The sequence below is a fragment of the Caldimonas brevitalea genome (assembly GCF_001017435.1).
GTDB classification, from domain to species: Bacteria; Pseudomonadota; Gammaproteobacteria; order Burkholderiales; family Burkholderiaceae_C; genus Caldimonas; species Caldimonas brevitalea.
Genome location: NZ_CP011371.1, coordinates 4,376,730 through 4,396,735 on the forward strand (window position 1 = coordinate 4,376,730; position 20,006 = coordinate 4,396,735).

The 20,006-nt window shown below is 69.2% G+C and carries 25 protein-coding genes; 1 reads left to right on the forward strand and 24 read right to left on the reverse strand.

What is annotated here, in order from left to right; genetic code table 11:
* Positions 1–7 precede the first annotated feature (7 nt).
* The 8 genes from AAW51_RS18220 to flgB are packed head-to-tail and all read right to left on the reverse strand — an operon-like array spanning position 8 to position 6,030.
* Positions 8–1,117, reverse strand: coding sequence for a flagellar basal body P-ring protein FlgI (locus AAW51_RS18220; protein WP_047195734.1), 1,110 nt, complete (start codon positions 1,115–1,117; stop codon positions 8–10).
* Positions 1,118–1,152: 35 nt separating this feature from the next.
* The gene (gene flgH / locus AAW51_RS18225) at positions 1,153–1,812 is read right to left on the reverse strand and encodes a flagellar basal body L-ring protein FlgH (protein WP_157359954.1); all 660 of its coding nucleotides are present in this window, start codon (positions 1,810–1,812) and stop codon (positions 1,153–1,155) included.
* Positions 1,812–2,600: a flagellar basal-body rod protein FlgG gene (flgG, locus tag AAW51_RS18230; RefSeq protein ID WP_169788050.1), complete on the reverse strand. Its 789-nt coding sequence runs from the start codon at positions 2,598–2,600 to the stop codon at positions 1,812–1,814. The genes flgH and flgG overlap by 1 nt, the downstream gene beginning before the upstream one ends.
* Positions 2,601–2,631: 31 nt before the next feature.
* Entirely contained in the window at positions 2,632–3,357 is a 726-nt protein-coding gene (gene flgF / locus AAW51_RS18235) for a flagellar basal-body rod protein FlgF (protein WP_047195737.1), read from the reverse strand.
* 10 nt (positions 3,358–3,367) lie between these two features.
* A complete protein-coding gene (locus AAW51_RS18240) occupies positions 3,368–4,555 on the reverse strand; it encodes a flagellar hook protein FlgE (RefSeq protein WP_047195738.1) in 1,188 nt (395 codons plus the stop codon).
* Between the two features lie 12 nt (positions 4,556–4,567).
* Complete coding sequence (locus AAW51_RS18245) at positions 4,568–5,239, reverse strand: flagellar hook capping FlgD N-terminal domain-containing protein (RefSeq protein ID WP_047195739.1); 672 nt, start codon at positions 5,237–5,239, stop codon at positions 4,568–4,570.
* 4 nt (positions 5,240–5,243) lie between these two features.
* The gene (flgC, locus tag AAW51_RS18250; protein ID WP_047195740.1) at positions 5,244–5,666 is read right to left on the reverse strand and encodes a flagellar basal body rod protein FlgC; all 423 of its coding nucleotides are present in this window, start codon (positions 5,664–5,666) and stop codon (positions 5,244–5,246) included.
* A 4-nt stretch (positions 5,667–5,670) separates the two neighbouring features.
* Entirely contained in the window at positions 5,671–6,030 is a 360-nt protein-coding gene (gene flgB, locus AAW51_RS18255) for a flagellar basal body rod protein FlgB (protein WP_047195741.1), read from the reverse strand.
* Here flgB and flgA point away from each other — a divergent pair.
* Positions 6,029–6,778: a flagellar basal body P-ring formation chaperone FlgA gene (gene flgA, locus AAW51_RS18260; protein WP_238947628.1), complete on the forward strand. Its 750-nt coding sequence runs from the start codon at positions 6,029–6,031 to the stop codon at positions 6,776–6,778. The genes flgB and flgA overlap by 2 nt on opposite strands.
* Here the strand turns inward: flgA and AAW51_RS18265 are convergent.
* From AAW51_RS18265 to fliF, 16 genes are all read right to left on the reverse strand, one after another.
* Positions 6,763–7,515 carry a glucosaminidase domain-containing protein gene (locus AAW51_RS18265; RefSeq protein WP_047195742.1) on the reverse strand — a complete coding sequence of 251 codons (753 nt, stop codon included), beginning with the start codon at positions 7,513–7,515 and terminating at the stop codon, positions 6,763–6,765. The genes flgA and AAW51_RS18265 overlap by 16 nt on opposite strands.
* Positions 7,502–7,927 carry a flagellar protein FlgN gene (locus AAW51_RS18270; RefSeq protein ID WP_047195743.1) on the reverse strand — a complete coding sequence of 142 codons (426 nt, stop codon included), beginning with the start codon at positions 7,925–7,927 and terminating at the stop codon, positions 7,502–7,504. The genes AAW51_RS18265 and AAW51_RS18270 overlap by 14 nt, the downstream gene beginning before the upstream one ends.
* A complete protein-coding gene (gene flgM, locus AAW51_RS18275) occupies positions 7,924–8,205 on the reverse strand; it encodes a flagellar biosynthesis anti-sigma factor FlgM (RefSeq protein WP_047195744.1) in 282 nt (93 codons plus the stop codon). Before flgM ends, AAW51_RS18270 begins: the two co-directional genes overlap by 4 nt.
* 34 nt (positions 8,206–8,239) lie before the next feature.
* Positions 8,240–9,205 (reverse strand): flagellar motor protein MotB, encoded by a 966-nt coding sequence (locus tag AAW51_RS18280; protein WP_047195745.1) that lies wholly within the window; start codon positions 9,203–9,205, stop codon positions 8,240–8,242.
* 19 nt (positions 9,206–9,224) lie between these two features.
* Positions 9,225–10,094 (reverse strand): flagellar motor stator protein MotA, encoded by an 870-nt coding sequence (gene motA, locus AAW51_RS18285; RefSeq protein WP_047195746.1) that lies wholly within the window; start codon positions 10,092–10,094, stop codon positions 9,225–9,227.
* Positions 10,095–10,109: 15 nt separating this feature from the next.
* On the reverse strand, positions 10,110–10,826 hold the full coding sequence (locus AAW51_RS18290; protein WP_047195747.1) for a FliA/WhiG family RNA polymerase sigma factor: 717 nt from the start codon (positions 10,824–10,826) through the stop codon (positions 10,110–10,112).
* A 4-nt stretch (positions 10,827–10,830) separates the two neighbouring features.
* A complete protein-coding gene (locus AAW51_RS18295) occupies positions 10,831–11,295 on the reverse strand; it encodes a flagellar basal body-associated FliL family protein (RefSeq protein ID WP_047195748.1) in 465 nt (154 codons plus the stop codon).
* Positions 11,296–11,301: 6 nt separating this feature from the next.
* Positions 11,302–12,633 (reverse strand): flagellar hook-length control protein FliK, encoded by a 1,332-nt coding sequence (locus tag AAW51_RS30915; RefSeq protein ID WP_053013722.1) that lies wholly within the window; start codon positions 12,631–12,633, stop codon positions 11,302–11,304.
* Complete coding sequence (locus AAW51_RS18305; RefSeq protein WP_047195749.1) at positions 12,630–12,941, reverse strand: hypothetical protein; 312 nt, start codon at positions 12,939–12,941, stop codon at positions 12,630–12,632. Before AAW51_RS18305 ends, AAW51_RS30915 begins: the two co-directional genes overlap by 4 nt.
* Positions 12,934–13,320, reverse strand: a complete 387-nt coding sequence (gene fliS, locus AAW51_RS18310) for a flagellar export chaperone FliS (RefSeq protein ID WP_047195750.1) — start codon at positions 13,318–13,320, stop codon at positions 12,934–12,936. The genes AAW51_RS18305 and fliS overlap by 8 nt, the downstream gene beginning before the upstream one ends.
* A 34-nt stretch (positions 13,321–13,354) precedes the next feature.
* A complete protein-coding gene (gene fliD / locus AAW51_RS18315) occupies positions 13,355–14,719 on the reverse strand; it encodes a flagellar filament capping protein FliD (RefSeq protein WP_238947629.1) in 1,365 nt (454 codons plus the stop codon).
* A gap of 106 nt (positions 14,720–14,825) precedes the next feature.
* Complete coding sequence (gene fliJ / locus AAW51_RS18320) at positions 14,826–15,248, reverse strand: flagellar export protein FliJ (RefSeq protein WP_047195751.1); 423 nt, start codon at positions 15,246–15,248, stop codon at positions 14,826–14,828.
* Complete coding sequence (gene fliI / locus AAW51_RS18325) at positions 15,245–16,555, reverse strand: flagellar protein export ATPase FliI (protein WP_047195752.1); 1,311 nt, start codon at positions 16,553–16,555, stop codon at positions 15,245–15,247. Before fliI ends, fliJ begins: the two co-directional genes overlap by 4 nt.
* Positions 16,552–17,241 carry a flagellar assembly protein FliH gene (gene fliH / locus AAW51_RS18330; protein WP_047195753.1) on the reverse strand — a complete coding sequence of 230 codons (690 nt, stop codon included), beginning with the start codon at positions 17,239–17,241 and terminating at the stop codon, positions 16,552–16,554. The genes fliI and fliH overlap by 4 nt, the downstream gene beginning before the upstream one ends.
* The gene (locus AAW51_RS18335; protein WP_047195754.1) at positions 17,238–18,275 is read right to left on the reverse strand and encodes a flagellar motor switch protein FliG; all 1,038 of its coding nucleotides are present in this window, start codon (positions 18,273–18,275) and stop codon (positions 17,238–17,240) included. Before AAW51_RS18335 ends, fliH begins: the two co-directional genes overlap by 4 nt.
* Positions 18,259–20,001, reverse strand: a complete 1,743-nt coding sequence (gene fliF, locus AAW51_RS18340; RefSeq protein ID WP_238947630.1) for a flagellar basal-body MS-ring/collar protein FliF — start codon at positions 19,999–20,001, stop codon at positions 18,259–18,261. Before fliF ends, AAW51_RS18335 begins: the two co-directional genes overlap by 17 nt.
* Between the last annotated feature and the right edge of the window lie 5 nt (positions 20,002–20,006).

Consider the following 20,006-nt stretch of genomic DNA (forward strand, 5'->3'; position numbering starts at 1 on the left):
GTCCTCATCAGATGATGACCAGTTCGCCGTCGATCGCGCCGGCCTGGTCGAGGGCCTGCAGGATGGCCATGATGTCGTCCGGCGAGGCGCCGGTGCTGTTGACCGTGTCGATGATGGCCTGCAGGCTGACGCCGGCCGGCCACTTGAACATCGGCTTGCCGCCCTGCTCCACCGCCACGCGCGACTGCGGCGTCACCGTGGTGTCGCCGTTGCCAAACGGCGCCGGCTGGCTGACCTGGGGCGACTCGGAGATCACCACCTTGAGCGCGCCGTGCGACACGGCGGCCGCCCGCACGCGCACACCTTCGGCGATCACGACCGTGCCGGTGCGGGAGTTGAACACCACCTTGGGCACCTCGGCGCCAACGTCGATCGCCATCGATTCGAGCCCGGCGACGAAGGCGACGCGCTGCGTCGGATTGGCCGGCGCCATCACTTCGACGCTGGTGGCGTCGCGGGTGGTGGCGATCTCGCCATAACGGCGGTTGATCGCTTCCACGATGTTGGTCGCGGTCTGGAAATGCGGGCGCTTGAGGCTCAGGCGCACCGTCGGGCGGCTGTCGAAATCGGTCTCGATCTCGCGCTCGACGCTGGCGCCGTTCGGAATGCGGCCCGAGGTCGGCGTGTTGACGGTGACGCTCGACCCGCTCGCGCCTTGCGCGCTCAGGCCGCCGATCACCAGGTTGCCCTGGGCCAGCGCGTAGACCTCACCGTCGGCCGCCTTCAGCGGCGTCAGCAGCAGCGTGCCGCCGCGCAGGCTCTTGGCGTCGCCCAGCGACGAGACCGTGATGTCGATGGTCTGGCCGCGCCGGTAGCCGGGCGGGAACACGGCGCTGACCATCACGGTCGCGACGTTCTTCAGCTTGGTGTCGCCACGGCCCGGCAACTCGATGCCGAACTGCTTCAACAGATTGGTGACCGACTGGCCCGAGAACTTGACTTGCGTGCTGTCGCCGGTGCCCTGCAGGCCCACCACCAGGCCATAGCCGATCAGCTGGTTCTCGCGCATGCCTTCGACGCGCACGAGGTTGCGCAGCGCCTGCGCGGCATGCGCGGTCGGCACCAGGGCCAGGAGGGCGGTCAGGATGAGGCCGGCGGCCAGATGGCGGGTGTTCATGGGATGTTGGTTGCTCGTGTTGGGGCGGGCCGTGCTCAGAACGGCATCACGGGGCTGAAGAACAGCCGCGTCAGCCAGCCGGCGTTGTTGGCGTCCGCCAGCGCGCCCTGGCCGGCATAGGTGATGCGGGCGTTGGCAATACGTTGCGACGAGACGCGGTTGTCGTTGTCGACATCGGTCGAGCGGACATAACCGCTCAGGCGGATGAATTCCTCACCCTGGTTCAGACTCAGCACCTTCTGGCCGTTGACGCGCAGCAAACCGTTGGGCAGCACTTCGTGCACCACCACCGTGATCGCGCCTTGCAGCGTGTTCTGCTGGGTGCTCGACGCACTGCCGGAGAACTCGCGCGTGGCGTCCACGCCGACGTCGGCCTTGAGCGTCTTGCCGGCCAGCACCGGGGCCTTGATCGACACGCCGCTGTCCTTGCCGATGCTGGTGTCGGCCTTCTTGCTGGCCTGCGTGGTCTCTTGCAGGATCACGGTCAGCACGTCGCCGGGCTGGAAGGCGCGGCCGTCGGCCGTCATCGACCAGCTCGAGCCGCCGACGAACACACCGCCGGCACTGCCCTTGGGCTTGGGGGCCATGGCCACCGGCGGCACGTCGTCGACCGGCGGCGGGGCCACCGACGGCGCGGTCGCGCAGCCGGCAGTCGCCAACAGCGTGAGCAGCCCGCAATACAGCGCCGTTCTCATCACCGCACCGCCTGTGCCAGCGACTGCAGCATGTTGTCGGCCGCGCTCAGCACCTTGGTGTTCATCTCGTAGGTGCGCTGGGCCGCGATCATGTCGACCATCTCTTCGACCACCTGCACGTTGGAGCCTTCCAGCGCGCCCTGCTTGAGCTTGCCGAAGCCTTCCTCTCCCGGGGTGCCTTCGTTGGCGGCACCGCTGGCGGCGGTGACCTGGTAGAGGTTCTCGCCCAGTGCCAGCAACCCGGTCGGGTTGATGAAGTTGGCGAGCTGCAGCTGGCCCAGCTCGGTCGGTGCGGTCTGGCCGGCCACGGTGGCCGACACCATGCCGTTGTCACCGATGCTGATGGCGGTCGCATTCTCCGGCACGGTGATCTCGGGCAGCAGCGGCAGCCCCTGCGCGTTCACCAAGCGGCCTTCGGCGTCGACTTGCAGCTGGCCGGCGCGCGTGTAGGCGGTCTCGCCGTCGGGGCGGCGCACCTGCAGGAAACCATTGCCGACGATGGCCACGTCGAGCGACTGGCCGGTGGTCTGCAGGTTGCCGTTGGTGAACACCTTCTGGGTGCCGACGATACGCGTGCCGGTACCGAGCTGGATGCCCGACGGCGACAGCGTGTTGTCGGCGCGCTGCGCGCCGGGCTGCTGCTCGATCTGGTAAGCCAGGTCTTCACTGACCACGCGGTCGCGCTTGAAGCCGACCGTGTTGACGTTGGCCAGGTTGTTGGCGATGGCCTGCAGCTTGGCGTCTTGCGTCTGCACGCCGGTCTTGCTGATCCACATTGCGGGATTCATGACATCTGTCCTTTCGTGTCTTGGTTGCCGCTCACTCGCGGATCAGACGGTTGCCGGCCTCGGCCATCGAATCGGCCGCCCGGTAGAGCTTCATCTGCACTTCGAAGTCGCGGTTCAAACTCATCGTCGCGACCATCTCCTCGACCGCCGAGACGTTGCTGCCTTCGAGAAAGCCGCTGCGCACCAGCACGGTCTCGTCGGCATTCAGCGGCTGGCCCGTGCGCGAGACGATCAAACCGGCCTCGTTCTTGGTCAGCTCGGCGGCCTCGGCCTTCACCAGCTTGAGCTTGTCGACCGGCTGCATCTCCTGCTGGCCGGGGGGCTGGATCGAGAGGGTGCCGTCGGTGGCGATCTCGACACGGTTGAACGGCGGCAGCACGATGGGGCCGCCGTCGCCCAGCACCGGATGGCCGTTGACGCTCAGGGCGCCTTCGCCGTCGAGCGTGAACGCGCCGGCGCGCGTGTAGGCCTCGCCGCCACGGAACTGCACCGCGAAATAGCCCTGCCCCGCCACCGCGACATCGAGGTCGCGGCCGGTCTGCTTGAGCGTGCCCTCGCGCGCGCTGACGGCGTTGGCCTCGAGCTCGCTCATGTGGCGCGCGTCGTAGCCCGGCCCCTGCACCGCCTGGCTGGTGGCCATTTCGAGGTCGGCCCGGAAGCCGGTCGTGTCGACGTTGGCCAGGTTGTTGGCATGCACCTGCTGAGCGCGCATCGCACGCTCGGCGCCGCTCATGATGGTGTAGATCAGGGCGTCCATCTAACCTGCCTCAGACCGCCTGCATCAGCGACTGCATCATCTCGTTGTGCGTCGAGATGACCTTGGTGTTGGCCTGGTAGTTGCGCTGGGCCGACATCAGCGTGACCAGCTGGGCGGTCATGTCGACGTTGGACTGCTCCAGCGCGCCCACGCTCAGCTTGCCGGCCATGCCGGTGCCCGGTGCCGAGTACAGCGCGGCGCCCGAGCCGACCGAGACCGACCAGCTGGTCTCGCTGACCGGGGTCAGCGCGGTTTCGTTCGGGAAGGTGGCGAGCACCAGCGTGCCGACGCTCTGCTTCTGGCCGTTGCTGTACTGCGCGATGACCGAGCCGTCTTCGGCGATCTGCAGGCCGATCAAGGTGCCCGACGCGTTGCCGTTGGCGCCGTTGACCGTGGTGGTGGCCTCGCCGGCGAACTGGGTGGTGCCGGTGTAGTCCAGGTCCACCGTCATCGGGTCAGCGCCCGTGGGCGTGCCGAGCGCGAGCGGCACTGCGCCGATCGGCGACACCATCTGGCCGTCGCTGCCGAAGTTCAGCACGTTGGTCGTGCCCAGGTCGGTGCCGTCGAAGGTGTAGTGCACCGTCACCTGATTGGTGTTCGTCTTGACGAAGTACTGCGTGATGCTGTGTTGAGCGCCGAGCGAGTCGTGCACGGTCGAGACCATCGAGCCGTTGAAGGTCTGCGGATCGGTGCGGTCGAACGGCGTGGCGGTGGGCGTGCTCCACGAGGCCGACAGGTTGCCGACGTACTTCAGGTTGTCGCTGGCCTTGGCGGCGATCTGACCCTGCGGCACGCGCAGGTCGCCCATCGGGCCGGGCGTCGTGCTGCCCTCGATGGCGGCCTGGCCCTGCACCTTGCGGCCGGCGCTGTCGACCACGTAGCCGTCCTTGTCCGAGGCGAACACGCCGACGCGGGTGTACAGCTGCTCACCCGACGCGTCGCGCACCACGAAGAAGCCGCGGCCGTGGATGGCGGCGTCCATCGCGCGGCCGGTGTTCAGCACACCGCCGCCGGTCTCGATGCTCTGGGTCAGCGAGCCCACTTCGGCGCCGGTCGGCTGGGTGCCGGCGACCATCGCGGCGAAGTTGGCGCGGCTCGACTTGAAGCCGTAGGTGCCCGAGTTGGCGATGTTGTTGCTGATGGTGTCCAGCTGGGTGTTGATCGCGTTGATGCCGGACAGTGCAATTTCGAAACTCATGGTGCGGTCCTGTTAGCGGGAGGTGGTGCGCCGACCTTGCAGGCCGGTGATCGAGGTCGCAGCGACCTCGCCGATGGTGTCCAGCTGCAGCAGCGTGCCGCCCGTGGACGAGAATTTGACGTTGAGCAGTTCGCCCGAGACTTCGACTTCCGGCGCTTGGCGCGCGTCGCTGTCGATGCGGATCGCGTAGCGCCCCGGCGCAATGCCGTAGCGGGCCGGATCGATCTCGAAGCCGACGTCGCCGGCGGCCTGCGGCCCCAGATCGATGCGGTGTTGCTGGCCGGTGGCGCTGCTCAGCACCACGCTCGCCTGCGAGGTGCCCGACTCCAGCGTGAAGCGTCCGACCAGCGGCTGTTCGCCGATCGACACGCTGTCGGTGCGCACGCTCACCTGCGAGCCGACCTGCGCGCCGAGCGCGAGTTGCTGCAGGTTCTCGAGCAGCGACGCGTTGCCGGCGCTCTGGCTGGCGAGCTTCTGCAGCGCTTCCATCTGGCTCAGCTGCGTCAGCTGGCCGACGAACTCGCTCGGGTCGGCCGGCTCCAGCGGGTTCTGGTTCTTGATCTGCGCGACCAGCAGCGTCGTGAACAGCTGCGAGGGCGCGCCGTTGCCGGCGATGGCCGCCGCGGCGGCGTCCGGGGTCTCGGCGGCGCCTTGCGCTCCGGTGGTCAGGAGTTGGGTCTGCATGGGATCAGCCCTCGCCCAGGCGCAGCAGCGACTGCTGCATCTGCTTCACGCGGCCCATCACCTCGACGTTGGTCTCGAAGGCGCGCGAGGCCGACATCATGTCGGTCATCTCGGCCACCGGATTGACGTTGGGGTAGTAGACGGTGCCGTCGGCATCGGCCAGCGGATGGTCGGGCTCGTGCGCGCGGCGCACCGGCTCGTCGCTCTGCACGACGTCCAGCACTTGCACACGGGCACCGGCGACGGTGCCGTCGGCGCTGCCGCCTTCGAATACCGACGCGAACACCGGCTTGCGGGCGCGGTAGGCCTCGGCTTCGGTGCCGGCGGCCGACTGCGCGTTGGCCAAATTGCTTGCGACGGTGTTCAGGCGCACCGTCTGCGCCGTCATCGCCGAGCCGGCGATCTGGGTGATCTGGCGGAATGTCATGCTCTCACTGTCCCGAGATGGCCTTGGCCAGGCCCTTGAGCTTCATGTTGAGAAAGGTCAGGCTGGTCTGGAAATCGGAAGCGTTCTGCGAGAACGCCGCCTGCTCCACACCCAACTCGACGGTATTGCCGTCCTGCGACGGCTGGTTCGGGACGCGATACAGTGCATCGGTGTCCAATGCCAGGCCCGCACCGCCTTCGTCGTTGACGACGCTGGCCAGCGTCGAGGCGAAGTCGATGTCGCGAGCCTGGTAGCCCGGCGTGCTCTCGTTGGCGATGTTGGAGGCCAGGATCTTCGTCCGCTCGGCGCGCAACTTGAGGGCTTCCGGGTGCAGTCCCAAGGCTTTGTCGAAATCGATACCCATGCGTATGCCTTTGAAGTGGAAGTGGGGGATGCGGTGTTGTGGTCAGGCCGCCGTCTGTTGCTGGCTGCCCCTGACCCTCGCGGCAGCCGCACCGCGAGCCGAGGAGACGGTCGAACAGGCCGCGCGCGAACTGCTGCAGCAGCAGGCCGAGCGCGACGGGCTGGTCAACCCGGTGTTTTCGTTGACGGTGCTCACCGGCGTGCGGCCGTTGCCGCCCTGCCCCGAGACACCGACGGTGGCGCCGCTCGACACCCGGTACCCGGCGCGCATGCGCTTTACCGTCACCTGCAGCGCGCAAACGGGCTGGAGCCAACCGGTGGTGGTGCGGGCCGAGGTGAGTGCCGACGTGGCGGTGACCACCGGCGCCATCGCGGCCGGCACGCCGATCGACCCCGCCGGCTTGCGCATCGAACGGCGCAGCATCACGTCGACGCCCGACGCGCTGTCCGACCCGCAAGCCGCGGCGGGCCGCGCCAGCCGCAGGCCGCTGCGCGCCGGCCAGGTGTTGCAGCAGCGGCAGCTATACGCGCCCCAGGTGATCAAGCGCGGCGACGCGGTGCGCATCGTGGCGCGCCACGAAGGGCTGGAAGTGAGCAGCGCGGGCGAAGCGCTGGAAGCCGGCGGCCAGGGCGAGACCGTCCGCGTGCGCAACACGCGCACCGGCAAGGTGATACGCGGGCGCATCACGTCGAGCACGACGGTGGAAGCGGAGATCAGCGCGCCCATGCCCGCTCACTCCCCTGACTGAAGGCGCGCGGCAATACGCGCCAGCTTGTCGGCGTAGGCCGGATCGGTGGCGTAGCCGCCGCGTGCCAAGCCTTGCGCAAACGCGTTGGCATCGCCGCCGACGTTGAGCGCTGCGCGGAAGCGCGGGTTGGCGGTCAGCATCGCCGCATAGTCTTGAAAGGCCGCGCCGGTGTCGGCATAGCTGCGGAAGCGCTCGGTCTTGCGCAGCGCGACGCCACCCTCGTACTCGGTGGTGAGGTTGTCGGCGGTGGCACCTTCCCAGCGGCTGCCGGCCTTGATGCCGAACAGGTTGTGCGTGTCGCTGCCGTCGGGGTTGCGCAGCGGCCGCTGGCCCCAGCCCGATTCGAGTGCGGCGTGTGCGGCGACCAGCTCGGGCGCGACGCCCAGGCGGCGGGCGGCCTCGGTGGCATGCGGCAGGATCTCGGCCAGAAACTCGCTCTGCGGGGTGTCGCCCGACACGCCGGCGAGAGCGGCGGCCGCGACCTCCACCGGAGCGTCGGCTGTGATCGGTGCCGGCGAGGCCAAGCGCGCCTGCCAGGCGCGGCCTTCAGCGCTCAGGCCACCGGCTGCGGCAGCCGATGCGCTGCCATGCTGGATGTAGTCGACCACCTCGTCGCGCACCTGGCCCATCAGGCCGGCAAAGCGGGCGCCGGCCGGTGAGGCCGACGGCACCACCGGCACGTGGGCGGGCTGCGCCGGTGTCGGCATCGCGAAGGCGGCCAACTCAGGTCGGAGCATAGGTATGCACCTCGCTGTGCAGCACGCGCTGCATGATCTCGTGCTGATCCATCATCAGCCGGCAATTGCGGGCATTCAGGGCCTTGCACTCGCGCACCAGCGCTTCCAGCGTCTGCCACCAGTCCTGCAGTGCGGCACGCGCCGGCGCGGGCACCAGCGGCACCAGCCGCTGCATCGACACCGGCGCATCCTTGCCCAGCAGTTCGGCGGCCAGCGCCACCCGCTCGCCGCGGCGTGCTTCGAGCGCCGCGGTCAGCGCGCTGATGCGCTCGGCGGTCTCGGCCATCTGTTGGCTGTCGTGGCGCAGCGCCACGTCGAACTGTTCCTGCAACAGTTCACGCAGGCGCGCATAGTCGGCCAGGTCGGCGCGCACGCCGAGCAGCAGCCGCGCCAGGGCCGGCGGCGCTTTCATCGGCCGCCCCCGTGGAAGCGCTCGATCAGGCCGGCCAGACGGGCGGCGTCGAAGCGGATGTCGCCACGTGCCAGCGCGTCGCGCAGGGCTTCGACCTTGGCGGTGTCGATCTCGGGCAGCGCTGCCATCGCGGCCAGCGCGGGTTTCATCACGTCCGACTGCAAGGCCGCCGGTGCAGCGCCGGCAGAGCTGGACGGGGCGCGCGAGTCGACGGCCGTGACCGGGGTCGGACCGGCGGCCGGTGCCAAGGCACCGCTGCCCGTGCTCGTGATTCTCATTCGATCACCTCGTGTCTTGTTGGTACGCATGTCGTCAGCGGTCGGTGCCGCGCGGTGCGGAGTCGATCAATCGGTCGCGCAGGCTGCTCGGTGTTTCGGTATCGGGCAGCGCCGAGTCGACACCATCGGTCAGCGGCTGCACCTGGTTCGGCACGCCGAACATCGCGGCCGTGGCGCGGGCTTGTGCGGTCGTCAGGATCAGCAGCTCAATGCGACGGTTGACGCCGGCGTCGGGGCGCTGTGCGTCGAGCGGCGCCTGGTCGGCCATGCCCACCACCTGCAGCACGCTGCTGCCCGGCATGCCGCCGGCCAGCAGGTGCGACCGCGCCACCATCGCCCGATTGGTCGACAAACCCCAGTTCGACATCGCCCCTGCGCCGCCGCCCGCGTATTGCAACGAATCGGTATGACCGACGATCAGCATTTGGTTCTCGATGCGGGCGAACAACGGCCCCATCTTGCGCAGCAATGCACGAAACTTTTCGCTCGGGACCGCGCTGCCGCGCTCGAACATGCCCTGCCGGTCGGTGTCGTGCAGCATCACCCGCAGCCCCTGCGCGGTCACCGCCGTCTGCAGGTTGCCCGCCAGACCGGTCTCTTCGCTCAGCTGCTCCAGCAACTTCGACAAGTCTTCCTGCTCGGCCGCGGTTTCGTAGCGGCGCTTCACCAGCGCCTGGCCCGGGGTCGGCTCGCCGGCCGGCGTGCGGCGGTCGGTGGCCGGGACCGGTTCACGCGAGATCAGGCTGCCCGGGTGGGTGCGCGCCGATTCGCCCAGCTTGGGGCCCCTGCCTTCGTCGATCTGGCTGCCCGCCGCAAGCGCTTCCTGCGCACGTTCGCTGTCGCGCGCGGAGAGCACCCACAGCAGCATGAACAAGCACATCAGCGCCAGGCAGAAGTCGGCGAACGCGACTTTCCAGCCGCCGCCGTGGCCCTCGTCCTCATGCTTGCGCGAGACGCGCTTGATGACGGCTTCGCCGTGCTTGTCGTGCTTGGAAGACATCTCGGGTGACCCCTGCCGCTCAGGCGCCGGCCTGCTGCAGCGCGTCGATCCACGACTCCAGCTGCGCAAAGCTCGGTTTGATGTTCAGCTGCACCAGGCGCCGCCCGGCGTCGATCGCCAGCAGCGCCGGCTTGCCGGAGACATGGGTGACCAGCACCACCTTGACGCATTCGAGCGTCGACATCTCCTGCGTCACCAGCTGCTTCATCATGTTGCTGATCGGATCGAGCACGCCGTAGCAGAAAAAGATGCCGATGAAAGTGCCCACCATGGCCGCCGCCACCTTGGTGGCGATGTCCGCCGCGGCGGCGCCGTCCGCCACCGTGTTCATCGCCATCACAATGCCCAGCACCGCGGCCAGAATGCCGAAGCCCGGCATCGCCTCGGCAATCTTGTGCAGCGACTTCGACGGCTGGGTCAGCTCGTCGTGAATCGCTTCCAGCTCCTGTTCCAGCACGCCTTCCAGCTCGTGCGCGTTGATCTTTCCCATCGCCATCAGACGAAAGTTGTCGACGATGAAGTGGAGCAGCTTTGGCTCTTCGAGGATCAGCGGATAACGCTGGAACAAAGGGCTCTCATGCGGGGCTTCGACGTGCTGGTCGAGTGCTTTCAGACCGCCGGCGGCGGTTTGCAGCAGTTCGTACATCAGCAGCAACAGCTGCCGCTGGAACTCCGACCCTTGTTTGCGCATGGTCACCAGCTTGCGCAGCTGGATCACCATCTCGTTGAGCACGTGGCGCGGGTTGCCGAGCACGATCGCGCCCAAGGCCGCACCGGCGATGATGAGCAGTTCGACCGGCTCCCAGATCACCTTCAGGGACCCGCCCATCAGCATGAACCCGCCGAACACGCAGCCGAGCACGATGCCGGCGCCGACTATTTGCTGCATTTTTCCGTTCTCCCTTCAGGACGCCTCGATGAAGCTCTTCATCTTCTTCAGCGCGCCCTTGTTGATTTGGCACACGCGTGCCTCGGTCAGGTCGAGCACCGCGGCGATCTCCTTGAAGCTCGCCTCGTATTCGTAGTAAAGCTGGATCACCTTCTGCTCGCGCTCGTTGAGCTGCAGCAGCGCCTGCTCCAGCGTGCGCCGGCGCACCAGCTGCGCTTCCGGCGACAGGGTGTCGGCTGCGTGGTTGCTCAATTCGTGAAGCAGTTCATCGAAACTGGCCAGCACCTCGGCGTTTTCTGCCAGCTGGTGCTCCTGGTAGGCCTCGCCGCTGATGCCCAGCGTCGCGACGATCTCCGCCTCGGTCGGCTCGCGCCCCAGCTTGCGTGTCAGTTCGCGCACTGCGTCACGCACGCGGTGGCTTTCCTGGCGCACCGCGCGCGGCCGCCAGTCCTGGCGGCGCAGCTCGTCGAGGATGGCGCCGCGCACGCGCATGGCCGCATAGGCGCCGAACTTCTCGTCGGGCTGGCCGTAGCGCCGCAGCGCCTCCAGCAGGCCCAGCAAGCCGATCTGCTCCATGTCTTCGCGGTCCATCGCGGCGCCCGCCTGGGCGCCGAGCTGGCGCACGATGCGCTTCACCAGCGGGGTGTAGGCGACCAGCTCGCGCTGTTCGTCCACCGCCTGATGGGCGCCGTGGTGACCGACCGACTGCTGCTCTGCGTACGCGAAATCCATGCCGTCACTCGATGATCAGCTTGCCCACCATGGCCTGCACGAACGGCTTTTCGATGCCGTCGGTCGCATAGCTCTTGGCATAGGCCTCGTTGAGGGCAGCGGTGAACTGCTCGATCGTCATCAGCCCCGCTTGCTGCAGCGTGTAGGACGACAGCGCCTGCACCGTGATGCTGCGCAGCAGCGGCAGCTGGGCCTTGGTCGCCTTTTCCAGCTTGGGCGAAGTGCGGAACACCAGATCCACCGCCACGTAGTTCGTCAGCGGCTCGCCGGCGCCACCGCGCAACATCACGATGACTTTGTCGAGCGTCACGTAGCGCCAGTCCTGCGGCTCGGCCGGCCTCGGCGCCGCCGCCGTGGCGGCGGCCTTGGCGTCGCCATGCGGCAACAGCCACCAGGCCGCGGCGCCACCGGCGCCCGCGAGCAAGGTGCCGCCCAGCACGAGCGTCAACACCAGAGTGCTTTTCTTCATGGTCGATCAGTCCCTGTCCTGTGTGAGCGAGAAGCGTCCGGGACGCGACTCGTGGGTGCCGTCCGAGAGGGCCCGGCCGGGCTCTTCCTGTTCGGGCTGCGGCCGCCCCTGCTGACGCGCGTCACCATCGCGCTCGCGGCCCGGCTGCGCCACCACGACGGACACATCGCCGTACTGGCGCTGCACCAGGTCCTGGCGCAGCGTGTCGCCGATGGTCTGCAGCTGGCGCGCGACCTCGCTGTGGCTGGCGCTCAGTTGCACTTGCAGCGAGCCGGCCTCGTGCCGGATGACGATCTCGACCGTGCCGCCCATCGGCGGGTCGAGCCGGATCACCGCGCGCTCGATGCCACCTTGCACCTGCACCCGCAGGCGCTCCCCGAGCACTTCGGCGAGCGGCTGCTGGCCCACCGTGGCGCCGGCGTGCAGCGTCGGGCGGGTCGACGTTGGCGCAGCGCTGCGCACGACGGTTTGCAGGGCGCTGTCCCAGACCGGCAGCGCCGGCTGCGGCGCGGCTTCGGTCGGGCCGCCGGCCTCGACCCACTCGGCGCCGGCTTGGCCCGCCGCCAGGGCCGGCGTGTCGGCCACGGTGGCGGACGGCGAGGTGCCGGTGGCGGTGAGGTCGGCGGGCGCAGAGGCCGGCGCGCGGCCTTGCAGAGCCGCTTTCATGTCTTGCGCGACGGCCGCGAGCACGGGCAGCGCGCTCGGCGCCGCCGTCGGCGCGACCTGCACCACGGTGATGCCGGCGCTGCCGTTGACGACAGCAGGGCCGGATGCGGAGGCAGACGCCACGACAGGCACTGCCGCATGCCGTTCGAGCCCGACCTCGCCGGCTGCAGGCAGCGGCGCCAGCGACCAGCTGGCCGCCCCGCCTGCCAGCAGGTCTGCTGGTTGGGGCAACACCGCGGCCTCCACCTCGGCCTTCAGCACTGTCAGCTGGGCCGGGCGTGCCGCGTGCGCGCGCGGCGCCGCATCGGCCGGGCCGGTCGGCGCCGCCGCGTCGGCAGTCGACGCTGGCGCGGGCGTCGCGAAAACGAGCGCAGGAGCCAACGTCAGCAGGGTGGCCGGCAGGGCATCGGGAGTCTCGAGACGGTCCGATTCAGCAGCGGCAGGCGCCGCTGCTGAATCGGGGGCCGGCACACTCGCGAGGTCCGACAGTGGCACAGACCCTTGCGGGGCTGCCGCACTGCGGTTGAGCATCTGCGCGAACTGCGCCAGTGACGCGGGCACCGCCGTGGGCTCGCCTGCGGCCAGCGCGGGCAGGCCGATCGCGGCGGTCGGCGCCGCCGGCAATGCCGCCACGTCGCGCGGCATCGGCAGGTTGGGCAGCATCGGCGTCATGCGGGGCTCCCTTCTCCGGCGTCTGCCATCGCATACGCGAGCCAGCCTTCCTTGCGGCTGCCCAGATCGGCCAGCCGCGCTTCCAGCGCGGCGGCTTCGCCGGCGCACGCGGCCTGCGCCCGGCTGTGCGCATGCTGCAGCACGGCCATCGCGTCACGCACGCTGCGCGACTGTTCGGTCGGCGGCGCAAGGCGACCCAGTGCCTCGGCCAGCTCACGGTCGACCTGGGCCAGCGCGGCCCAGTCGCACGCGCTGGCGGCGGCACTCAGCCGCTCGGCCAGGGCCAGCAGTTGGCGCGCGTCAGCCACGCTGCGCCTCCACGCCCTGCCAGCCGCTGCGCAAGGTGGTCAGCAGCTTGACGACCTCGTCGACCAGGGTCGCGTCGAGTTCGAAGCCGGCCTGGTAGAGCCGATGGGCGCAGTGGTCGTAGAGCCGGCCGAGGTTGTTGACGACCTCGCCGCCGGCGTCCGTGTCGAGCGCGCTCGACAGCCCGTTCAGGATGTCGATGCACTTGTCGAGGCTGCGGGCCTTCAGCTCGATGCGGCGGGCCTGGATGTGGGCCCGGGCGCGCGCGAGTTCTTCCAGCAGCCCGTCCATCAGGATCAGCACCAGCTGCACAGGCGAGGCCTGGGCGGTGCGGGCTTCGAGGTTGACAGCGTGGTAGCTGCGATAGGCGTCGTGGTTCACGGCGGAGGTCTCTGTCTGGGTTGAAGCGTCGGCGTCAGCCGGCGCTGGTGAACAGGCCTGAGGTCTGGCTCATCTGCGACATCAGCGTCTGCAGCTGGCTGAACTGCAACAGGTAGCGGTCGTAAGACCGCTGGTATTGGTCGTCGAGTTGCGCCTGGCGTTGCCGGGCGGCCTTCTGTTGGGTTTGGACCGAGTCCTGGCGGCGCTTGATCTGGCCGCTGGTGGTGTCGGTCCACAGGTCGAGATGGGTGTCCAGCGCGCCGAGCAGGCCGGAACGAGCGGTCAGGCTGGCGCTGCCGAACAGCGTGTCGAGCGACAGCGTGCCGGCGGCCAGCGTCTTGTCGAGCTTGGCGGTGTCGAGCGACAACGCACCGTTGCGGTCGCTCTTGATGCCGAAGTCCAGCAAGCGCGCGCCGCCGAAGTCCTGGCGGATCAGGTCGTTGAGCTTGTTGCGCAGCGCCCGCACGCCCGAGTCGGAGGCGAACACGGCGGCTTCGGTGCCCTTCTCGGCATCGGCCGACTTGGTCAGCTCGTCGAGGGTTTTCTGCAGCGTGTTGTAGGCATCGACAAAACCGCGCAGCTTGTCGGCGGTGGCGGTCTTGTCGGCCGTCACGGTCAGCTGCACCGGCGCCTCGCCCACCGCCATCGCACGCTTGAACGTCATCGTGACGCCCTGCACCGAGGTGTAGGTGTTGGAGGCCTGCTGGATCTTGACGCCGGTGTCCTTGGCGCCGAGCCAGACGATGGCGTCTTGCGCCGCGACCAGCGTGTTGGGCACCGCGGCCAGCGTGGTCTTCAACGCGCCCGCGGGCATCGCCGAGGTGTCGAGCGTGATCTGGTTGGCAGCGCCGGTGGCCGTGGAGCTGAGGACCAGCTGGGTCGTCGCGCCCACCGTCACCACCATGGCCGACACCTGGCCCTTGTTGTCGGCGGCCTGGTTGATCGCACGGGCGGTCTCCGCCGGCGTCAGGTTGCCGTCGGCGTCGAGGTCGGCCGTGGCAAAGTTCACATTGAATGAGGTGCCGCCGGCCAGCTGCACGCCCAGCACGCCACCCTGCGCCACCGGCACGGTGGGCAAGTTGTCGTAGGCGATCTGGTGCGCCGTCGCAAGGCGCTCCACGTAAAAGCTGTGCGTGCCGGGCTGCGCCGTCGACGAGGCCGTCGCCGTGCCGATGTCGGCCGTGCTGAAGCTGGCTGCGTACTGCATCACGCTTTTGCCGGTGCCCGACAGGCCCGACGCAGCGGTGTTGAAGGTGCGCAGCGCCGATTGCAGCTTGGTCAACGCAGCCGCGACCGCGTCAGTCTTCTTGGTCTGCGTCGTCAGCTGCGTCTGCAGGCCTTGCGTGTAGGCGGTGGCCAGCTGGGTGGCCATCGTGGTGGGGTTGAAATCGGTCAGCACGAGCGGTCTCCTTGGACAGGGTGGGTCATGGATAAGGCGACCGCCGCGGCCGGTTGCTGAAACCGGCGCGATTCTTGGCGAGCGTGACGGCGGGCGTGGCGGCGGTTCATCGCTGCCCCCTCCACCACACCTGCGTGGCCAGCTCGTCCTGGCGCTTCTGTTCGCGCGACTCGTGTTCGCGCAGCAGCTGGGCCTGGCGGCGCGCCAGCAGCTGCTGAAAAACCTCCTGCTTGCGGGCGGCGGCGTCGAGCGCGCGCTGCGACACCGCCATGTCGGCTTCGTGCAGCGCCAGGTCCTGGCGGTGCAGATCGACCATGCCCAGCATGGCCTGCTTGTAGTTGCCGCAGTTGAGCGACAGCGCCGGCGGCAGCGCGGCGCTCGCGCCGCTGCCTTCGCACAACGCGGTCATGCGCTCGAGGCTGCGGCGGTAGCGGTCGCCGACGGCGCGCTTGTTCGCCACTTCGACGTTCAGACGCTCGACTTCGCGTTCGCGCAACTCGATCAGACGGTTCAGGCTGTGCACGCTCATGACGTCAGGGCTTCCAAATGACTGCGGGTTTCGGCCAATGGCGCCGCTTCGCGGGTGCCCTGGCGCAAAAAGGCTTCGATGCGGGGGTACAGCGACACCGCCCGGTCGGTCAGCGGATCGGCACCGGGCACATACGCGCCGAGCGGGATCAAGTCGCGCACCTGGGCATGGCGGGCCGCCATTTCCTTCAGGCCGCGCGCGGCGCGCAGATGCGACTCGGGCACGATCTGCGCCATGCAGCGGCTCACCGAAGCGGCGATGTCGATCGCCGGGTAGTGACCGCGCTCGGCGAGTTCGCGCGTCAGCACGATGTGGCCGTCGAGGATGGCGCGCGCGGTGTCGACCACCGGGTCCTGCTGGTCGTCGCCTTCGGCCAGCACGGTGTAGATGGCGCTCATGCTGCCGCGGTCGTGCTCGCCGTTGCCGGCGGCCTCGACCAGCTGCGGCAGCAGGCTGAACACCGACGGCGGATAACCACGCGTGGCCGGCGGCTCGCCGAGGGCCAACGCCACTTCGCGACGTGCCATGGCATAACGTGTCAGCGAGTCGACCAGCAGCAGCACATGCTGGCCCTGGTCGCGGAAGTGCGCGGCGATGGTGTGGCACAGCTCGGTCGCCATCAGCCGCATCAACGGCGATTCGTCGGCCGGTGCGACCACCACGACGGCGCGCTTCAGGCCTTCTTCGCCAAGCGACATCTCGATGAACTCGCGCACCTCGCGGCTGCGCTCGCCGATCAGGCCCACCACCACCACGTCGGCCACCGTCTGCCGGGTCATCAGGCCCAGCAGCACGCTCTTGCCGACGCCGCTGCCGGCGAACAGGCCGACACGCTGGCCCTTGCCGAGCGTCAACATGCCGTTGATGGCGCGCACGCCGACGTCGAGCGTCTCGCGCACCGGCTGCTTGCGCAGCGGGTGGACGCGCGGCGGGTGCGCCGGCAGCGGATGTTCGCCGCCCAGGCGGCCACGGTCGTCGAGCGGTTCGCCCATGCCGTTGACCACACGGCCCAGCCACGACGGGCCGATCATCAGATTCGATTTGTCCGGGCCGGGCAACACCCGCGCACCCGTGACCAGGCCGTTCGGCTTCTTGAACGGCATCAGGTAGGAGGTCTCGTTGCGAAAGCCCACTGCCTGGGCAGCCAGCCACTCGCCCGAGGCGGTCTCGATGCGGCAGCGCTGGCCGGTCTGCAGCGGGCAGCCGACACTTTCGAGCAGCAGCCCCGAAGCGCCGACCAACCGGCCAGTGGGGGTGGCCACCGGCACGCTGTCGAGTTCGAGCTTGCGCAGCACGTCGGCGATCACGGTGTCACCTCCGCGGCCTCGGCGCCGGGCAGCAGCTGCGCGGCGATCTGTTCCATGCTGGCGGCCAGCCGCTGCCGGCAGCCTGCGTCGGCCTCGCGGCCGTCGGCCTTGACGCGGCACTCGCCCGACTCCAAGCGGGGGTCGGGGATCAAACGCCAGCGTTGTGCACGCTCGGGGTCCAGCTCGGCGATACGCTGGGCTTCCTCGGGGTTGAGGTAGACCTCGACACCCTCACGCACCGGCGGCATCGTGGCCAGGGTCTCGTCGACCAGCGCGAGCAGCTGCACGGGCTGCAGGGCCAGTTCGCAGCGGATCACCTGGCGCGCCACGCGCGCCACCAGCTCGACCACTTCCTTGCGCAACGCGGTCTGGTAGTCGGACTGCAGCTGCTGCAGGCCCTCGAGCATCGCGTCGAGCGGGCGGGTCAGCGACTCGAAGCGGGCCAGTGCCTCGCGCCGAGCGTCGTCGCGGCCGGCGGCAAGGCCGGCCTCGCGGCCTTCGGCGTGGCCTTCTTCGCGGCCGCGCTGTTGGCCACTCTCGTAGCCTTCGCGGTAGCCGCGGTCCAGCCCCTGCTGGAAACCTTCGGCCAGCGAGGTCTGCACGTGCACCGACGCGCCAGGCTGCAGCGCCACGCCCGAGGCGAGCTGCGACAGCGGCGGGAAACGGTGCGGCCGGTGGTGTTTCATTCGACCACCGCCTCGGCGAACAGCTGCACCTCGATCTCGCCGGCGTCGGCCAGCGCCTTGACCTGCGCCATGATTTCCTGGCGGGTCTGCTCGACGCGGCTGAGCGGCACCGGGCCGTTGCGGCGCATGGTGTCTTCGAAGGCCTGCGCCTGGCGGCGCGGCATCGAGCGCAGCACCGCATCGCGCACCGCCGGCTCGGCGCCCTTGAGCGCGATCGCCCACTGGTCGAGCGGCACCTCTTCGATGATGCGGGTCAGCACCGCCTCGGTCTGGCGCGACAGCACGAAGAAGTCATACATGCTGACTTCGATCTTGGACACCACCTCGGGGTCGCGCGCGCGCAGCAACTCGACCATCTGCTGGCGGTTGCCGGGCAAGCGGTTCAGGATCTCGGCGGCCTGGCGCACACCTTCGACGCTGGCGCTCTGGTGGCCCAGGCCCTCGAGGCAGCGGTCGACCAGCGCGTCGAGTTCTTCGAGCAGCTCGCGGTCGATGTCGCCCAAACGGGCCACTTGCAGCAGCACCAGGTCGCGGCCTTCGGCGGGCAGCGCCTCGACCACGTCGCCCGCCAGCGCGGGCGGCAAGAAGGCGATGAACACCGCTTGCATGCACACGTGCTCGCCGGCGATACGCTCGGCCAGCCACTTCGGTGCGGCCCACTGCAGTCGCGCCATCTTGGGACGGATGGCGTCGCCGTAGATGCTGTCGAGCACGTTGTTGGCCACGTCGCTGCCGAGCGCGAGATCGAGCGAGCGCTTCAGGAAGGCACGCGACGCGCCGTGCACGCCGCTCTGCTGCCGGTAGTCGTCGAAGAAGTGCGTGATCGCGGACTTGACCGACTCGACCTTGATGCCGCTCAGGCGCGACATCACCTGCGTCAGCTCGAGCAGCTCTTCGCGCGACAGGCAGCGCAGCACCGCGGCCGCGGGCTCCTCGCCCATGCTCAACAGCACGATGGCGGCTTGCTCGATCTGGCTGGGCGCACCGTTCGACTCGGCGCGGTCGGCGGCTTGCGGTTTATTCAGCTCGGCCATGCTTTTGCATCCACTGCTTGACGACTTCGGCGACGCGCTCGGGCTCCTTGCCCGCGAGCACCTTCAGGTGATCGACCATCACGTCGACCGGCGAGCCTGCCGGCGGCAGGTCGTAGTTCTCCAGCAAGGGCACCACCGGCATGCCGCCGCTGCCCTCGGCTGCGGCATCGGCCTGCAGCGCCGGCGTGCCCATCGGCATCGCGATGGCGGCACCGGCCGGTGCGGCCAGCGCGCCTGCGCCATGGATGTCGCCCTTCTCACGTCCGCCGCCCGGCAGTTGCGCCATCGGCGGCGTGGGGATCTCGCGGGCCTGCACCGGCACCACGGCACGCTGCAGCATCTTCAGCAGCGGGCGCAGCACCAGCAGGTAGCCGAACAGCGCGGCCAACGGCGTGAGCAGCCACGAGCCCAGATCGACAAAGTTGTCGCGCTGCTCCCACCAGGCCTGCACCGGCACCTTGGGTTGGGCCGGGAAGGCCACCGACGTGACGGCGAGTTGGTCGCCGCGTTGGGCGTCGATCGCGAGGCCGGTGCTCAGCATCTTTTCGATGCTGGCGATCTCGGCGGGGGTCCAGCTGCCCTTGCCCGAAGGCGCGGCGGCGTTGTTCAGCATCACCGCCACACCCAGCTTGGCGAGCCGGCCGCGGCTGCGCTTGATGCGCGTGACGCTGCGGTCGTAGGCGTACTGGCGGGTGGTGGCGTTGTTCTTGTGGGCCGGCGCACCATCGACGGAGGCCGAGGCCGCTTCCGCCGCAGCCACCGGGCGGTTGCTCAGCGAGCCGGGCACGCCGAGCGGGATCGGGTTGCGGTCCAGCTGCTCGCGCATCGCCTCGTTGGTGACCTTGGGCGTCTCGCCGTAGCGCTCGTGCGTCTCTTCGACGCGGTCGTTGTCGACCACCGCCGTGACGCTGAGCTTGTAGTTGTCTTCACCCAGCACCGGCGCGAGCAGCTCGCGCACGTTGCGGCGCACTTCGTCCTGGGCGCGGCGGGTGGCATCGTCGGCATTCGCGCTGGCGTCGAAACCTTCGGTCAGGTCGACCCGGGCCGACAGCAGGTTGCCGGCCTGGTCGACCAGGCTGACGCGCTGCGGGTCGAGGCTGGCGACGCTGCCCGACACCAGCTTGATGATGGCGGCGATCTGCTCGGCGGTGAGCGAACGGCCGGGCTTGAGCGACACCACCACCGAGGCGGAGCTCTGCGAGCCGTCGCTGACCACGAACGACGAGGACTTGGCGATCGACACGTGCACACGCGCCGAGTCGACCGCGTCGAGCGACTTGATGCTGACGGCCAGCTCACCTTCGATGCCGCGGCGGAAGCGCACGTCCTGCACGAACTGGCTGACCCCCAGCGGATCGCTGCGGTCCATCAGTTCGAGACCGGCGGGCAGTTGCGCCACGACACCCTTGGAGGCGAGCAGCATGCGCACCCGGCCCAGTTCGGACTCGGGCACCAGCACCTGGCCGCTGTCGGGATGCAAACGGTAGGGCACCTGCTCGGCGTCCAGCACCGACATCATGTCGGACGCGGCCACCTTTTCACGTGCGCCGAACACCGGCTTGTAGGTGGCTTGGTCGCGCCACAGCAGCATCATCACGACGGCCGTGACGGCCACCGCGAGCACGACCAGCGGCAACAAGCGGTTCAGCAGCCCGGCGGGCAGCACGATGCGCACGCCTGCCGGCGCGACCCGCTGCAGGCCGTTCTTCACGAAAGCATTCAACACGACGC

Coding starts and splice junctions, on each gene's coding strand:
- AAW51_RS18290 (WP_047195747.1), bottom strand. CDS start 10,826: ATGGATTTCGCGTACGCAGAGCAGCAGTCGGTCGGTCACCACGGCGCC.
- flgB (WP_047195741.1), bottom strand. CDS start 6,030: ATGGGTATCGATTTCGACAAAGCCTTGGGACTGCACCCGGAAGCCCTC.
- fliJ (WP_047195751.1), bottom strand. CDS start 15,248: ATGAGCGTGCACAGCCTGAACCGTCTGATCGAGTTGCGCGAACGCGAA.
- AAW51_RS18265 (WP_047195742.1), bottom strand. CDS start 7,515: ATGCTCCGACCTGAGTTGGCCGCCTTCGCGATGCCGACACCGGCGCAG.
- AAW51_RS18335 (WP_047195754.1), bottom strand. CDS start 18,275: ATGGCCGAGCTGAATAAACCGCAAGCCGCCGACCGCGCCGAGTCGAAC.
- flgF (WP_047195737.1), bottom strand. CDS start 3,357: ATGGACGCCCTGATCTACACCATCATGAGCGGCGCCGAGCGTGCGATG.
- flgG (WP_169788050.1), bottom strand. CDS start 2,600: ATGAATCCCGCAATGTGGATCAGCAAGACCGGCGTGCAGACGCAAGAC.
- motA (WP_047195746.1), bottom strand. CDS start 10,094: ATGCAGCAAATAGTCGGCGCCGGCATCGTGCTCGGCTGCGTGTTCGGC.
- AAW51_RS18240 (WP_047195738.1), bottom strand. CDS start 4,555: ATGAGTTTCGAAATTGCACTGTCCGGCATCAACGCGATCAACACCCAG.
- AAW51_RS18280 (WP_047195745.1), bottom strand. CDS start 9,205: ATGTCTTCCAAGCACGACAAGCACGGCGAAGCCGTCATCAAGCGCGTC.
- AAW51_RS18295 (WP_047195748.1), bottom strand. CDS start 11,295: ATGAAGAAAAGCACTCTGGTGTTGACGCTCGTGCTGGGCGGCACCTTG.
- AAW51_RS18245 (WP_047195739.1), bottom strand. CDS start 5,239: ATGCAGACCCAACTCCTGACCACCGGAGCGCAAGGCGCCGCCGAGACC.
- AAW51_RS30915 (WP_053013722.1), bottom strand. CDS start 12,633: ATGACGCCGATGCTGCCCAACCTGCCGATGCCGCGCGACGTGGCGGCA.
- flgH (WP_157359954.1), bottom strand. CDS start 1,812: ATGAGAACGGCGCTGTATTGCGGGCTGCTCACGCTGTTGGCGACTGCC.
- AAW51_RS18220 (WP_047195734.1), bottom strand. CDS start 1,117: ATGAACACCCGCCATCTGGCCGCCGGCCTCATCCTGACCGCCCTCCTG.
- flgC (WP_047195740.1), bottom strand. CDS start 5,666: ATGACATTCCGCCAGATCACCCAGATCGCCGGCTCGGCGATGACGGCG.
- flgA (WP_238947628.1), top strand. CDS start 6,029: ATGCGTATGCCTTTGAAGTGGAAGTGGGGGATGCGGTGTTGTGGTCAG.
- flgM (WP_047195744.1), bottom strand. CDS start 8,205: ATGAGAATCACGAGCACGGGCAGCGGTGCCTTGGCACCGGCCGCCGGT.
- AAW51_RS18270 (WP_047195743.1), bottom strand. CDS start 7,927: ATGAAAGCGCCGCCGGCCCTGGCGCGGCTGCTGCTCGGCGTGCGCGCC.
- fliH (WP_047195753.1), bottom strand. CDS start 17,241: ATGAAACACCACCGGCCGCACCGTTTCCCGCCGCTGTCGCAGCTCGCC.